Origin of the sequence: Clostridium oryzae, assembly GCF_002029235.1 — a bacterium.
Classification (GTDB): Bacteria; Bacillota; Clostridia; order Clostridiales; family Clostridiaceae; genus Clostridium_AE; species Clostridium_AE oryzae.
Genome location: NZ_MZGV01000014.1, coordinates 18,897 through 33,057, shown reverse-complemented (window position 1 = coordinate 33,057; position 14,161 = coordinate 18,897). Strand labels below are relative to the sequence as shown.

11 protein-coding genes and 1 pseudogene are annotated in these 14,161 nt (G+C 34.0%); 5 read left to right on the top strand and 7 right to left on the bottom strand.

Going from position 1 to position 14,161, the window contains the following annotated elements; genetic code table 11:
- Window positions 1–45 precede the first annotated feature (45 nt).
- Window positions 46–846 carry a YecA family protein gene (locus CLORY_RS23745; RefSeq protein WP_079423235.1) on the bottom strand — a complete coding sequence of 267 codons (801 nt, stop codon included), beginning with the start codon at window positions 844–846 and terminating at the stop codon, window positions 46–48.
- Between the two features lie 496 nt (window positions 847–1,342).
- Here CLORY_RS23745 and CLORY_RS08435 point away from each other — a divergent pair, with 496 nt between their 5' ends.
- On the top strand, window positions 1,343–2,155 hold the full coding sequence (locus CLORY_RS08435) for an AAA family ATPase (RefSeq protein ID WP_079423233.1): 813 nt from the start codon (window positions 1,343–1,345) through the stop codon (window positions 2,153–2,155).
- Between the two features lie 170 nt (window positions 2,156–2,325).
- A complete protein-coding gene (locus tag CLORY_RS08430) occupies window positions 2,326–2,709 on the top strand; it encodes a MerR family transcriptional regulator (RefSeq protein WP_079423231.1) in 384 nt (127 codons plus the stop codon).
- Between the two features lie 229 nt (window positions 2,710–2,938).
- Here the strand turns inward: CLORY_RS08430 and CLORY_RS08425 are convergent, their stop codons facing one another.
- Window positions 2,939–4,879, bottom strand: a complete 1,941-nt coding sequence (locus tag CLORY_RS08425; RefSeq protein WP_079423229.1) for an NAD(P)/FAD-dependent oxidoreductase — start codon at window positions 4,877–4,879, stop codon at window positions 2,939–2,941.
- 184 nt (window positions 4,880–5,063) lie between these two features.
- Here CLORY_RS08425 and CLORY_RS08420 point away from each other — a divergent pair, with 184 nt between their 5' ends.
- Complete coding sequence (locus CLORY_RS08420; RefSeq protein ID WP_079423227.1) at window positions 5,064–6,284, top strand: PucR family transcriptional regulator; 1,221 nt, start codon at window positions 5,064–5,066, stop codon at window positions 6,282–6,284.
- A gap of 36 nt (window positions 6,285–6,320) precedes the next feature.
- Here CLORY_RS08420 and secA2 read toward each other — a convergent pair whose 3' ends face one another.
- The 4 genes from secA2 to CLORY_RS08400 form a co-directional block, all read right to left on the bottom strand.
- Window positions 6,321–8,672, bottom strand: coding sequence for an accessory Sec system translocase SecA2 (gene secA2 / locus CLORY_RS08415; RefSeq protein ID WP_169911569.1), 2,352 nt, complete (start codon window positions 8,670–8,672; stop codon window positions 6,321–6,323).
- A gap of 33 nt (window positions 8,673–8,705) precedes the next feature.
- Entirely contained in the window at window positions 8,706–9,116 is a 411-nt protein-coding gene (locus CLORY_RS08410; RefSeq protein ID WP_079423223.1) for a peptide deformylase, read from the bottom strand.
- A 205-nt stretch (window positions 9,117–9,321) separates the two neighbouring features.
- Window positions 9,322–9,777, bottom strand: coding sequence for a GyrI-like domain-containing protein (locus CLORY_RS08405; protein WP_079423340.1), 456 nt, complete (start codon window positions 9,775–9,777; stop codon window positions 9,322–9,324).
- A gap of 65 nt (window positions 9,778–9,842) precedes the next feature.
- Window positions 9,843–10,751 (bottom strand): helix-turn-helix transcriptional regulator, encoded by a 909-nt coding sequence (locus CLORY_RS08400; protein WP_079423221.1) that lies wholly within the window; start codon window positions 10,749–10,751, stop codon window positions 9,843–9,845.
- 130 nt (window positions 10,752–10,881) lie between these two features.
- Here CLORY_RS08400 and CLORY_RS08395 point away from each other — a divergent pair, with 130 nt between their 5' ends.
- On the top strand, window positions 10,882–11,208 hold the full coding sequence (locus CLORY_RS08395) for a hypothetical protein (protein ID WP_079423219.1): 327 nt from the start codon (window positions 10,882–10,884) through the stop codon (window positions 11,206–11,208).
- 53 nt (window positions 11,209–11,261) lie between these two features.
- Here CLORY_RS08395 and pepF read toward each other — a convergent pair whose 3' ends face one another.
- The gene (gene pepF / locus CLORY_RS08390) at window positions 11,262–13,070 is read right to left on the bottom strand and encodes an oligoendopeptidase F (protein WP_079423217.1); all 1,809 of its coding nucleotides are present in this window, start codon (window positions 13,068–13,070) and stop codon (window positions 11,262–11,264) included.
- A 324-nt stretch (window positions 13,071–13,394) separates the two neighbouring features.
- On the opposite strand from pepF, the pseudogene CLORY_RS08385 reads away from it, so the two are divergent.
- A pseudogene (locus CLORY_RS08385) lies at window positions 13,395–14,126 on the top strand (MerR family transcriptional regulator).
- The last annotated feature ends 35 nt before the right edge of the window (window positions 14,127–14,161 follow it).

The window sequence follows — 14,161 nt, the reverse complement described above, 5'->3', positions numbered from 1 at the left end:
AGGTTCTTAGTTCTTCTATTGCCATTTCAAATGTCATAAATCTAGCTAATATTCATGCTCCATGTCCGTTTCCGATGCCTTAATTGTTTCATAGGATATTTCTTTTCTTTCCGGGCAAGGCAATTTCTTACTTCCAAATGTACAAAATTTACAATAACCATTTTTATCATGTTCTATTATGCATTCGTTGTTACATTGCCTTGTACAATTATCTGCAACATAATTAATAAGTGTCTCATATACTAAAGATGCTATTTCGTATGTTGTTTCTTCATCTAATTGCCCACTTAATTCTTCCTGCAATTCAAAAGCGAATCCATTAATGAATTCAATATAAAAAAAGTTCATTGCTGTCCTTTCTTGCAACCCTTTAGGAAGTTCTTCTATATCCAATCCTTTATCTATTAATGATTTAAAATCAATCCTTTTTAGTGGCATTTTTATACATTTATTTTTACAAGTCAAGCATTCCTTATAAAACCCTTTTGAATAACTATAAAGTTTTCTAATTATTGATTTATTTTTAGAACTGCTTGTTTTATTATATCTGTATAAAGTGCTGCCTGTAATATTTAAAATTTCAAGCAAAAAGAAATCAAATCTTACAACTGGATAACCTGATAATTCAATATATTCTTTTACTGAGAAATACTTATCTGAAACAGCTTCAGCCTGTTCAAATAACTGCTCCATACGTTCTTCTTCCTGATCTTTTTTCAAGCAGCAATTTTTATATTTCTTACCACTTCCACAATAACATAGATCATTTCTTCCTATTTTCGCTCTTAACTCCATAACATTAGCTCCTTCTTCATTACTTATTTCAATTTTATTATTCCTCATCATTAACACGTCCTCTTAACTAATCGGTTATATTACTACTGTTTCAGGTTGAATAATCTATACAGTTACTGCCGCATCTGCCTTCGTTGCAAGTACTGATTTCTGTCCAAAAAATAAAATATCTTTCACAATTTTTCTAACCATTTAAATCTCCTCTACTTCGAATAATCAACATTAATATGTTAACTATCAATATTTCTACTTTGCCTCCAGCTAAACATACACTACAAATATATCTTTTCCTTCACATTCTGTTCTTCCTTAAAATCAAAATTTCTTATAAAGTCAGAAAATATTAGCTTCTGCATACACACTTCTCCTAACTTTCTTCACAGTATATTTTCTATTATATACTAATACTATAAACATTAACATATTTATAACGTTTAAAGTTAATACTCTCAGTTAACTTCAGAATAAATTTGCCTAGTACTGTATTTTTTTCTGCTATAATAAATACTATCAAGTTTATACAGAAGAAAGATCAAGGTGATACGAATTGATTTACTTAAATGCTTTTAGATTACCAAACAGAACACTTTCAAATCCAAATATATATCCATACAATGTATTTGCTAAAAAAAACGAAAAATGTCTGTTATTTGACAAGATTACAATTCTATATGGAAATAATGCTTGCGGGAAATCTACGCTATTAAATATCATTGCTAATAGTTTGAATTTAATTGGGAAAGAGGAAGTTAAAGCTTTTGGATTAGTAGATTATTTCAACACTTTTATCAATGAGTGTGCTTATGAACTAGGTGAAGATGATGAAGGGCAGAAATATAGCAGCGTTCCTGAAAACAGTAGTTACATTAAAAGTGAAGATATAATGTATGAGGTTAAAAAGATTCAACAAGAAGCAGTACTAAAAGAAGGATACGTCTACGAACATGCTAAAAAAGGATATAATAAAGAACAGAGGGATGAGTTAAAGAAATCGAAGAAGATGCATAATCAGATAGACATAATAAAATTTTGCCAGGAAAAATATTCAAATGGTGAGATGAGTCTGCAAGTATTTGATGACTATTTACAAGCAAATGCACTCTTTTTATTGGATGAGCCTGAAGTTTCATTATCTCCTCAAAATCAGGTACTATTAGCGGAAAAGATTAATTCGGGGGCAAGATTTTTCAATAATCAATTTATCATAGCTACTCATTCACCATTTATGTTAGGAACCTTAGCTGCAAAAATATACAATTTTGATTCACAAGATATGGACGTTTGCAGCTGGAGCAAATTAGAAAACGTCAGGTATTTTTATGACTATTTTAAAAAGCACCAGAATGAATTTGAAGAATAAGCCTAGTTTCTTTCTTCTCATCATTAACACATAGCCTGTTTTTAATTCCTCGCAAACCAACCATATTGACTAACATCACAAAAAATGTTAAAGTTAGCTTTAAGTCAAACTAATAGGTTTTCTGTATCGAAACTTGATTTATACATGTACCAAAATTGGGGGGATTTTCTTTGGAATATACTATTAAACAAGTTGCAGCTCGAACAAATTTAACAACTTATACACTTAGATACTATGATAAGGAAGGTTTGATTCCTCAATTAAAGAGGACAAGTTCTGGCATAAGAAAATATACTGAACAGGACATAAGCTGGATACAATTAATCTGCTGTCTTAAAAACAGCGGTATGCCTCTGGGAAAAATAAAGGAGTTTATGAAACTGTGTTTAAAGGGCAATTCTGCCTGTGAAGAAAGAAAAAAAATACTTGAAGAACACAAGGCAAACATTCTATCTCAAATAGAAAATCTTAACTCCAGCTTAAATGTTGTGAACTACAAACTAGAGCATTATAAAGAGATAGGTATATTTCATATCGATAACATAGATGAGTAAGCAAACCAAGAGGCAAAAATGAGCATTAAACAAAAAGGATGTAACTATATAATTTACGAAGTAATATAAGGACAACTCTTTAGTAAATACTATGAAATAAATAAACAAGAAAAGTAATTTGTAAGAAGTAATATGGAAAATAATACTTTGCAAATGCATAGAGTCGGTTAAAGGGATGAGTGACCGTCGGAATCATTTTTCAGCCGACAGAGGTCACTCATCCCTTATTTTATAAGCTCATAGCTGCAAAGAATCCCATACGGATTGCAGTGCCAACCTTTCCTACTTTTTCACAATCTCCTACTACTCTTGTTTTAATATGGTATTTAGCTTTAAGCTCTTCAGCTAGTTTGTTATTCTTTCTCATACCAAAAGCTGTAACAACTGTATCTGCCTTGATTAATTCTGAAGTTCCATCAGCTTTTTCAACATGAACTCCCTGTTCATCTATTGATGTAACCTTACAGCTTGTATAGGCTTTTACTCCTGCTTTTTCTAGTGCAGGAATTAATGCTGCTTTGTTTATAAACATAACATCCTTTGCAATTGAATCCATCATTTCAACAATGGCAACATTCTTACCTTCTTCAGTTGCAAGCTCAAGTGCACTGTCACAACCGGAAAGTCCACCTCCGCAGATAACTATATTTTCACCTTTTAATAGTTCTTTGTTCTTATGAGCATCAATTACATTTATAACATTTGAAGAATCTATTCCTTTTATAGGTGGATTAAATGGAACGGCTCCAGTAGCTACAATAATGTTATCGCAATCCATAAGCGCTTTATCTTCAGCATGTATCTCTTTTCCAAGCTGAAGGTCAACTCCAAGTTTCTTTAATTGAAGTTCATACCAGCCTACAAGCCTTCTAAGCTGACTTTTGAATGCTGGTGTAGCCGCAGCTGCTAGCTGTCCGCCAATAACATTTTCCTTTTCAAATACTGTTACATTATGTCCTTCTAAAGCTGCTACTCTTGCTGCTTCCAAACCAGCAGGACCTGCTCCGATAATTACAACTTTTTTAGCTTTGGCTGCAGGTTTTATGGCAAATCTTGCTTCATCACAGGCTTGAATGTTTACTGAGCAGCTTAATTTAGTAAGTCTTCCTGCAATTCTTCCTATACAATCTTCATTACATCTTATGCAAGGTCTAACCTCTTCACGTAAACCGTTCATAAGTTTATTAGGCATTTCAGGATCAGCAATAAGCTGACGGCCGAACATTACAAAATCAGCATTACCAGACTCTATTAGTTTTACTGCTGTTTCTGGAGTATGGTTACCAGAATTTAAAATTGGTATATTAACTGTCTTTCGTGCAGGTTCACAAACATAATCCATGCATGCATCTCCAAGATATGCAGGAGGGAATATATAATCTATAGTTTCATAGGAACCAGCATCAATATCAACTGCATCAACGCCTTCCTCTTCAAGCAATTTGATAAGCGGCATGCTGTCTTCAAGAGTACGTCCGCCTTCGAATCTATGGTCAAGGGAAATACGGAATAATATTGGCATATCAGGGCCAACAGCACCTCTAATTGAACGCACAATTTCTCTAGCGAAACGTGTACGTTTTTCAGGAGTTCCACCATACTCATCCTCACGTTTGTTCCAGATTGGTGATAGGAACTGATCTATTAAATATCCAGCATGTCCATGAATTTCGATTCCATCAAAGCCCGCATCTTTAGCTATTTTAGCTGAATTTGCGAATTTCTTCATAACATCCTGAATATCCTCGTAACTCATTGGTCTGCAGTTTACAGCAGGATTAAAAGTTGAAGGAATTGGTGATGCTGACATAGGTGGTTCCCCAAGCATGTTAGGAAATGCATTTCTTCCTGTTCCGCAGCTGATCTGGGCAATAATCTTTGCTCCATATCTTTGTACAGCCTCGCAGACAGTAGTTAGCTGAGGTATTACATAAGTTTGTTCAAGGATTCCTTCAAGGGAACCCTGTGCAATTTCTTTACTTAGAAACTGACATCCCATGATTATAAGGCCTACTCCGCCTTTTGCTCGTTCTTCAAAGTAATCGATTTCATCATTTGCTATAGTTCCATCAATATGTGATGAATTTGTTCCCATTGGTGAAAAGACAAGACGATTTTTCACTTCCATTTTACCTATTTTGAATGGTGTAAAGAGATTGTTATAATTCATAAATATACCTCCATAGTTCTTTGTGGAATTTTTAACTATCGTATATCTGAATTCTACCAACACCTGGTTATATCGTCAATGTTGGTACTCACAAAAATAGATATAATACTTGTGAATTTGCACAAATGCATTTATAATAATACTATTTAATACTTATACTTAATGATGGCAAGGGGTTGTTTAAGTGGATTTCGAATTGTTTTACGAAAAAATATTTAATGCTATGCTCAAAGGAAATGTTCAGACAATTGTTGATGCAGCCTATGAGGTACTAAAGCTGCCACTCATGGTAATCGATACTGACTATAACATTCTTGCTGCCACAGCAAACACTCAATTTCAAGATACAATATGGGACTCAATTATTAATAAAAAACGTGCATCAGAGGAACTTATATGGTCTTTTTATGAAAATAAATACATTGACCAAGTATGCAAAAGTGCCAAGCCTATCTACATTGATTGGGGAATAATTGGCATTCCAAATTACTGTGGAGCAATACGAATAAACGATGTGGTGACTGGCTATATAGCTATGCTGTGCCCTAAAGACAGATATAAAGAAGAGTATATTGAAGCGCTATCAATAGCTGCGAAAGCACTAACCATAAGCTTTTCCTCCAATAAAAAGCTTAACACGCAGAAAAATCCAATGGTTGAAATATTCTTTAGAGATTTATTAAATGGTATCCTTATCTACGAAAAGCAGCTTGAGAGCTGGAGAACTGATTTTAAATATATTTTTAAGGGTGATTATGTGCTTGCAGCAATCTGTGCTGAAAACAAAGATTCCACGGGTATCTTACAGTATCTTGCAAGTAAGCTTAATAATAAATATCCTAATATGCTTTCAACAATTCTAGCTGGTACTCTTTTTTTGTTATTTTCTTCAGTGCATAGTGAGGAAAAGATTATGGAAATTTCAGATGAGATAAAAAAAGAACTCTCCTCCATGGATTTTCCATATAGCCTTAGCAGTTTTTTTTCTAATATATTAGAGACGCCAAACTATAGATTTCAAGTAGAAAAGGCTATAGAATTGGGTAAGCTTCTTAAACCAAAGCAAAAGCTGCATCTATATGATGATTACTTTTCAGCTGCAATTCTTACCTATGCAATAAAGGAAATGGATGAATTAAGCTATATTCATCCTGCTATCTATAAATTAAAGGAATATGATGCTAAGAATAACACAACCTATCTTGAAACTCTCGAAGTATATATTAACTTAATGCGCGATACCCATCTTTCAGCAGAGAAATTGCATATTCACAGAAATACTATGCTTTATCGAATTAATAAAATCTCTGACTTAACACAGATCAATCTTGATGACGAAAGTATCTGTTCAAAGCTTTTACTTAGCTTTATGATGGTAAAACTAAAAAAGGATTTAGGGAAATAAGAATTGTCAAGTGCCTGGCACTTGACAATTTGACATTTACTTTTTTCTCCTAAAAAATTTATTAATAACCGCTTCAACAGTAATCGCTATTGCAGCTACTGAACCTGCCACTGCTGCTGCACCTCCGCCCATGCCTAACAGCATCATTCCTACTTTATCAAAAAATGAATTATCATTAACAAGATATGTCCATGTTGATTCTAAAGGCGTACATCTCTCACTAATCTCATCAAAGGTTATCTCTGAATTTTCAAGTTTTTCGTAATCTTCCTTGATTTTTTCTTCTATGATTTCCTGTAAAAGCTGAAATTCCTTTACTAATCTCATTTGGAATTCTCTTAATGGATCTTTTCCAGAAATAGCTTCAAGATGTATAGTTTCCTTCAAATTTGATACCATCTCAAGATAATCGGCCCAACACTGCTCCATATGAAAAAGCCTTATATTTTTTATAAATTTTTGGATTTCAATTTCACTATGTTTTTGCTTAAGCTCATCATGTAACTTAACAAAATTATCCTGTAAAAGATTATCCTCAAATTTATCATTAAGTATTTCCATACGTAAATTATACATATGCTGTCTTTGCCTATCTAATATATCTGAATATTTATATAACTCTCTTCGTAAATCTGAATTTTGACCTTGAACAATCCTTTGAACTTGGGCTATTTTCTTTTTAAATATTGGATTTGATAGAGGCTCTTCCTGACTTTGGGGCTGAAATCTCCTAGGAATAACACTGTCTATTCCATACTTAACCATAAGGTCGTCTTCTAAGCTTACAAAAAAGCAAGTAACTCCCGGATCCCCTTGCCTGCCTGCTCTTCCCATTAATTGTTTATCAATCCTTATGCTTTCATAGCGATTAGTTCCAATGACATATAGGCCGCCTAATTCTTTTATCTTTTCTCTATGTTCCCCTTTTATTCCGCCTAATAATATATCTGTTCCCCTGCCAGCCATATTAGTGGATACTGTGACTGCTCCGAGAGTTCCTGCATTTTCAATAATATGAGCTTCCAATTCATCATTTTTAGCATTTAATACCTGGCACTTAACCCCTATATTTGATAATTGAGCTGCTATATAAAGAGATTCTTTGACGCTGCTTGTACCTATAAGTATTGGCTGCCCTGTAGCATGCACCTTTTCAATTTCTTCTACTAAGGCTTTGTGTTTTGCCTCTTTATGTGTAAATACATATGGTTCTAAATCCCGCCTGATAGATGGTTTATTGGGTGGAATTACAACAACCTCCATACCGTAAAATTCAAGGATTTCATTTGCAGCATCTGAAGCTGTTCCCGTCATACCAGCTAAATTATCATACAATTGTATAAAGTGCTGCAGCGTTATCTGAGACATAATTCTTCCTTTAGCTTGAATTTCTATATTTTCTTTACTTTCCAGCGCTGCTTGAAGCCCGTCAGGCCAATGTCTATTTTCCGCAACACGACCGGTAAATTCATCCACCATTTCAATTTTGTCTTTTCTTACAATATAGTCTACATCCTTTTGAAGAAGTACTTCTGCAAAAAGTGCACTATTTACCTGTGCAAATAAATCTATATTTCCTTCTTCGAAAAGATTTCCGCAGCCTAATTCAGCTTCAATATGCTCAATACCTGTCTCTGTTAGATATACATTTCGGGAATATTCATCAGTTTTATAATCAACTAAAGGTTTTAATACCCTTACAGCACTACTAACTCTTTGAAGACTATTCCCTTTTTCCTCAGTACTTACAGCTATAACTAACGGGATTCTCGCTTCGTCTATAAGTATGGAATCCGCTTCATCTACAATTGCATAATAAAATGGTCTGTGAATTAAATCTTCCTTATCATAGCAAAGAGAATCTCTGAGATAGTCAAAGCCTGCTTCTTTAGCAGTAACATAAGTAATGTCGCAATTGTAGGCTTCTCTCTTTTCTTTCCTTTCCATTGCTTCCTGAACAAACCCCACAGATAATCCCAGCATTTCATACACAGGCTTCATCCATAATGCATCTCTACGCGCAAGATAATCATTAAAGGTGAGAATATGTACTCCTTTTTTATATAGTCCATTCAAATAAGCTGGAAATACTGCTGTTAAGGTTTTTCCTTCTCCAGTTTGCATTTCTATTAAATTATTATTGTTAAGAGCTATTGCACCTAGCAATTGAACATCGTAAGCTTCAAAGCCTAATGTTCTTCTAATTGCCTCTTTAACCAGTGCAAAACCTTCTATAATAAGTTTATCTGTTTCTATTCCACCAAGTGCCTGTTCCTTTAGTTTATTTGATCTATCTAGAAGTTCATTATCACTTATACATTTTAATTGCAATTTATTAATACTATCCACTATGGTTTTATAGCTATCTAATAACGTGTTTTTTTTCAATAGAATCGTACCCCTTTTAATTTGACTCCACCACTAAATCACAATTCCTTCACAGTGGTCAATCTCATGTTGAATAATCTGTGCAGTCCATCCGGAAAACGTCTGTTTCTGCTTTGCAAAATTCCTATCCATATACTCAACTTCTATAATTTCATATCGTATTGTCTTTCTAACACCAGTTAAAGATAGACATCCTTCCTGGGTTTCATAGGGTTTAGATTTCTTTATAATAACTGGATTAATCATAGGTATTCCAATACCGCACACGCTATACACAATAATCCGTTTGTTTATTCCTATCATATTTGCAGCCATACCTACACAATCAGCTTCATTCGCTTTCAAGGTATCAAGCAGATCATCAATAACTGCTGCATCTGCCTGCGTTGCAAGTACTGATTTCTGTCCCAAAAATAAAATATCTTTCACAATTTTTCTTACCATTAAAATCCCCTTCCTATCACTTGCCATCCTAAATTAACTCTTCAATATAATTGTTAATTAAACTAGGAAAACTATTACTGCTATTTAAGGTGCCATTAATAATATGATAGCATAAAAGAGTTATATTGGCTCCACTGACAAGATAAAAAGTATCACAAATTATAAAATGTCAAGTGCCTGGCACTTGACATTTCACAAAATTATACTACTTCAACCCGATATAGATATGTATTTCTGCATTTTCCATATCGCTATTCTGATACTCTTCAAAATCGCAGATAAAGTTTCTTGGCAGGTTCATATTCCATAACTGCTGCCAGAAAGCTGCTACTGCTTTGTGCATATCACCTTTTACAATAAACTTTGCATATTTTCCTGTTGGTATTGTTCCCTTAACCGCTCCCTCTGGAATAGCCTCAGCGTCTGTTACCTCACAGGCAACTATAACAGTGTAATCATCCTTTTCGTTTCCTGCATAATCCGTATATATTCCAAGTGCTTTATCATTCTTTTTATTTTGAACAGCCTCATAAACACTGTTTGAATAGAACTGCTGCCATAGCCCTCCTATAACTATTCCCATGTCTGGCGCCATGTTGTTGGTGCGTGCCGACAACCCTACAATAATCTTTTCTTCTAAATTAACAATTTCATATTCCATAATAGTTAATACCTCTCTTCCTTTCGATACACACACTATATCAAAGGAAACATGACATCTGTATGTCATCTTCTATATTTATCACTTATCTGATTAATAATTTGCATAAATTCCTCTCTAAGCTCCTCAGGTTCTAAAAGTTCCACACTATTTCCAAAACTTAAAAGCCAAGTGAATAAATATTCTTTATCCGCGAAATCAAAACAAAATAGCAATTTACCATCTTGCTGTTCCTTGAAACTCCATAAGCCAAACTGCTCAATCAATCTCCATTTCATCTCATGTTCAAAAACTGCCTTTATCGTAATCTCAGCAGGAAAGATTCGCTTTGCAGATAAATCTAGAGGTAATACCTCTCTTAATTCATACTTTTCACCGGTATTGATTAAATCTATTATTCTGTTAAGTTTAAACAAGCGAAAGCTTTGCTTATTGGTGCAATATCCATATACATACCAGGATGCCCATTGGAATACAAGCATATTGGGTTCAATAGTTCGCCTGCTTTCCCCTTTGGGGGAATAATAAGTGAAGCTTACTTTTTCTGCTCTCTCAATTGCTGTCTGAATTAGTTCTATTTTAGGAGCAAGAGTATCTTTGTACCAAGAAGACAAGTTAATTATTATGTGGTTATTAGAAGCCAGCACCGAAGACTCACCTACAGACAGCTTTTCCATCAGCTGCTGATACCTATTGGTACCTGACACACTGTCAAGACTTCTAAGTCCAGATAAAATTGACTGCATTTCGGAAGAAGTGAGCAGGGTTTTATCAATGCAGTACCCTTCCATTATTGATATGCCTCCGTTTTGCCCTTGGGTTGTAACAATTGGAATTCCAGCCTTACATATATCTTCAATATCTCTATTAATTGTTCGTCTTGATACTTCAAATTTCTCTGCCAAGTAAGGTGCTGTCACCTTTTTCTGCTGCAGTAAAATTGATAGTATTCCTATTAGTCGTTCAATTTTCATCTCAATAATCCTTTCAGCCTATCTCTTTTCAATTGTTTATATTATATATCTTATCACACGTAAGCCATAAAGTGTAAAACTTTCCAGACGATATGTAAAATGTATATATTTAAAGAAAGGAAGCGACAACATGGATACATCAATGATTATTTCAACACAAAATCATTCTTCGGTTAACACTAAAATATCACAGTTGGAAATGCAGTTGTCTTCATTTGACGTAGAGCTTCAACAAGCTATAAAGCAAAGTAACACTCATGAAGCAAATGCAATTCAAACACTGATTTCAAAGTTAAGCAAGGAGATTTCACAGCTGAAGAGTGTTAGCGAAATACAAGGAGTTTCACAGCAAGCTCAAATTTCTAATGTTTTAAACAACAATAATCCTTCTTCCTCATCTTCTGCAAAAATGGCAGTAGATACATTAAGGGGTACGGGCATAGACACTTCTGTATAGTATTAATGGTAAAAGCAGTCATCTATTCAGACAACTGCTTTTATCTACTAAGATTACTCTTCTATTTCATCAGTAAGTTCAATTATCTCCTGAATTATACGGCCAATGTAATCAATAGTATCAAGAAGAGGTTTATCAGTGGTTATATCTACTCCCGCCATTCTTGCAAGTTCTGCTGGTGTCTCTGTTGAACCTGCTCTAAGGACTGCTTTCCAATCTTCTATAGCTGGCTGCCCTTCTTTTAAGATTCTATTGCTGACTTCTGTTGCTATGGTAAGTCCTGCGCTATAAGTATAGGAATATAGTCCCATGTAATAATGAGGCTGTCTCATCCAAGTCAGCTCTGCACCATCAATTATTTTCACGTCGTCTCCCCAGAACTTTTCGAGGACACTCTTCTTTATTTCACAAAGTGTTGATGCCTGAACGCTTCCGCCTTCATCAATTATTCTATAAACTTCCCTTTGATATGCAGCCTCTAAAAGGTGAGTTACAAAATTATGATAATAGGTATGACTAATCATTGAAGATAAAACCCATCTTCTAAATCTTTTATCCTTATTACTCTTTAGAAGATAATTAGCCATAAGAAGCTCATTCATCGTAGAAGGTGCCTCTACGAAGTAGGTAGAAACATCCGTATCAAATATATTTTGGTTTTCATTGCATAACTTGAAGTGTCCTGCATGTCCAAGCTCATGAGCTAAGGTAAATACCTCTGACATTTTCTCACTCCAGGATAATAATATGAAGGAGTGAGTTCCATAAGGACTTGAACAGAAACCTCCTGTAGATTTTCCCTTATTTTGTGCAAAGTCAATCCATCTCTCATCATAAGCTTTTTTGACCATTTCTAGATAATCTTCACCTAATATAGCTAAAGCACCTTCAATATACTTTTTAGATTCTTCTATAGTTACATTAGGATCGTATTCAGGATCGACCGCAAGCTTCAAATCCGCAAAAGTCATTTCATCTAATTTATGTATTTTCTTAAGCAATTTTGCATACTTTCTCATGTGAGGCGCCAATTTCTCAGTTATCAAATCTATCTGTCTGTTATATAGTTTCCTATCAACCTTTTGCGGAAATAACAAACTATCTATTACTGAATCAAAACCTCTTAGTGCAGCCATAGTTTTTTCCTTTTGCACTTGCACCTGATAAGCTGCAGCTGTAGTATATTGATATTCTCTTAATTTTGCAGAAAATTTCTCAAAAGCAGTTCTTCTTACCTTTGTATCATTTTCATATTCATATACATTTTCAAAAAGTGCATAACCAAGAGGATATTCTGTTCCATCTACTGTGAAACTTTTAAAATCCATATCTGCATGCTTTGCCTGCTCATAAATGCTGTAAGGCGCTTCTAAAGTTCCCGATAAAGCTGCTAATACTCTTTCTGCTTCCGGATGAAGTTTATGTTCCTTTTCTCTTTTTATATTCATTAAATAGTTGCTGTTTTCCCTTGATTCACTTATTGCAGCATTAAGAATTTTTTCATCAGCCTCAATAATCTCACTATCGATAAAGCTCATTCTACTTTGGATGTCAGAGGTTATATTGGCTAATTTAAAAGCTCTTTCCTGGTTTTCATCATTCGTGTAATCCACAGAAACAGAAAGCTCTGCATAAGAATTTGTAAGATACAATATTTCAGTTAATTTTCTCATTTCATCTAAGCACTCATTAATGTTCCCTGCAGTGTTCAATTTACCCTTATAGGCCTTTTCAATACTCAAGGCAAGTTCTTTCATCTCATTTACAGCTGCCTCATATTTTTCATCTGTTGAATAAATGGCCGATAAATCCCAGGTAAGTGCTTTATCTACATCTTTTCTTTCCATTAAAACTTTTCCCATTTACAACGCCTCCTATATTAAAATATTGTTTATAAATACTTCCTTTAGTTAATAAGTTTACTAGAAATAATATTTGTTCTATTTATAGAATACTTATTTACAACAATAGAAAATACTTCATATCTGTTAAATTTCTAGAAATATTATACACCCTTTCTGCACCGGCTTACAATGTACATATTAATTATAGTGCAAGACAAACTTCTTGAAACAGGAATTTACTATTGAATTTAATATTTAAGAACCAATTTGCTATTGACTCTGACGTTACGTAATAGTGTATTGTATAAGTATACTAAGACGAAAGGAGAAAAATGAAATGAGATGAAAATCAATGAACTAGCAAAAATAGCAGGAGTTACCGTTAGAACACTCCATTATTATGATGAGATAGGTCTGCTTAAACCAAGCTAGGTTACTGAAACGGGATATAGGCTATATGGTGAAGAAGCTCTTGCTGTGCTGCAGCAAATATTATTCTTTAAAGAATTGGATTTTCCGCTAACTGAAATTAAAGATATTATGATCAATCCATCATTTAATAAATCTGAAGCACTAAAAAAACAAAAGGAATTGCTTATTAAAAAACGTGAACGAATTGATAAGCTTATAAAGCTTGTAGATAGTTCAATAAAAGGAGAGGTAAACATGAGTTTTAAAGAATTTGATATGACAGAAATTGAAAATATGAAAAAAAAGTATGAAAAAGAAGTTAAAGAGCGTTGGAGTAAAACTGATGCTTATGCTGAAAGCGAAAAAAGAACTAGCAAATACAATAAAGAACAGTGGCAGCAAATAAATGAAGAAGGCAAATATATACTAAAAGCGTTTGCAGACAATATTGATAAAGCTCCAGACAGCAGTGAAGTTCAAACTCTTGTTAAAAAATGGCAGAATTTTATTACAGATAACTTCTACAACTGCACAAACGAAATTTTGCAGTGCTTAGGCACAATGTACATTGGCGATGAGCGCTTTAAGGAAAATATTGACCGTAACTGTGACGGAACTGCCGAATTTATCTCCAAGGCAATTGAAATTTACTGTACAAAATAATTAAATGTCAAGTGCCAGGCACTTGACATTTGAGC